The 1707-nt window shown below is 57.9% G+C and carries 1 protein-coding gene; it reads left to right on the top strand.

What is annotated here, in order from left to right; translation table 11 throughout:
* Window positions 1-19: 19 nt before the first annotated feature.
* Window positions 20-1707 (top strand): recombinase family protein (locus tag GWC77_RS27640; protein WP_254367227.1); only part of this gene is annotated, 1688 nt, incomplete at its 3' end.

The raw sequence follows: 1707 nt of genomic DNA, 5'->3' as shown, positions 1-1707 counted from the left end.
GCTTGGGCTCAAGGGAACAATGAGTGAAGCCGAACTACACGTTCTCAAGGCGCGACTACGCGGCGGAATCCTGAACAAGGTCAACCGTGGCGAGTATCGATGTCTGCTACCAACCGGTTTCGTATATGACGAACGCGGCAATGTAGTGCTTGACCCGGATTCGCAGGTCAGGGAAACGATCGCGTATTTCTTCGAAACTTTCTCGCGGGTCGGCTCTGCCTGTCAGGCTGTCAAGGCCTTCAAGAATGAAGGCCTGCTGTTCCCGTCCCGTACCCGCAACGAGAAGTTTGTAACGTTCCAGCACCTGACCGCGTCGACGGCGCTTCGAATGCTGAACAACCCGCGCTACGCAGGTGCTTACGCCTACGGCCGACGACAGTATCGGAGAATTGCAGACGGGCGGAAGGTGCCTCGGAAGCGGGATCGCAGTGACTGGCTTGCCTGCATCCCGGACGCACATCCGGGATACATCACCTGGGAACAGTTTCAGCAGAATCTCAAGGTTCTGGAAACGAATGGTCGCGGGTATGAAGTTGCACGATCGTCGCCGCCTCGCGAGGGAGCTGCTTTACTGCAGGGGCGCGCCATCTGTGGGCGTTGTGGCCGTCACTTGCGGCTCCGGTACGCCACGCGACGCGGGCGACACGAGGCATGGTATATCTGCGATCGAGCACAAGGCACCCGTGGAGAACCGTGTTGCCAGTCGATTGCGGGCGCACCGATCGATGAGGCGGTCAGTGCATTGGTCGTCGCGTCGATGACGCCGGCCGCAGTTGAATTGGCATGGGAGATTCGCCGCGAGATCGAAGCACGCCACGACGAAGCCGACCGGCTACGCCTGCGCGCTATCGAACGTGCTCAGTTCGACGCAGATCTTGCACAACGGCGGTTCATGCTCGTCGACCCGAATAACCGTTTGGTTGCCGACACCCTCGAGCAGGAATGGAACGATAAGTTGCGCGCATTGGCCGACGCTAAGGAACAGAGGGAGCGCAGCCAGCAGCAGGAGCGTCTTGCGCTCAATGATGCGATCCGCGACCGGCTCGTTGCCATGACGGCTGACTTCAAAACGCTCTGGAGAGACCAGTCCCTGGCAAATCGGGAGCGTAAGCGGTTACTCGCCTACATCATCGAAGACGTCACACTGGTCAAACTTCCAGACGAAGGAACAACCAGGATTCACGTTCGTTTCAAGGCCGGCAAGACTGAAACGCTCATCGCCCAGAATCCCAAGTCCTCTGCACAACAGGTCAAGACCCGGCCAGAGGTCCTGGAGCTTATCGATAAGCTTCTCAATAACCATACGTGCTCTGAGATCGCCGAAATCCTCAACAATCAGAATATCCGCCCCGGTGGTTGTATTCGGCCAGGCAAGGGCAACATTCGATTCACTGCGCTACGCGTCTCATACCTCGCTCAACGAAACGGACTTCGATCCCGTCGCGACAGACTGCGAGACCGTGGAATGTTGACGAGATCCGAAGCCGCTACACGTCTCGGAATCCATGTCGCAACGCTTATGAGGTGGGTCGAGTACGGTCTCGTCACCAGGCACGCCTACAACGACTATGCGTTCCTCTACGACGTTCCAGATTCGAATCCGCCGGTGAAGCACAGCAGCCGATGGGATCGACTTACTGACCGCGTACTAGCTGCTCGAGCAACAGCGGATCCAAAACCCTCTAATCCAGCCGAAGGAGTCGTAGT

The sequence above is a fragment of the Paraburkholderia sp. NMBU_R16 genome (genome assembly GCF_013282575.1).
Lineage (GTDB): Bacteria > Pseudomonadota > Gammaproteobacteria > Burkholderiales > Burkholderiaceae > Trinickia.
Note: the sequence above shows the minus strand (reverse complement) of the source record. Positions and strands in the feature narration are given on the sequence as shown.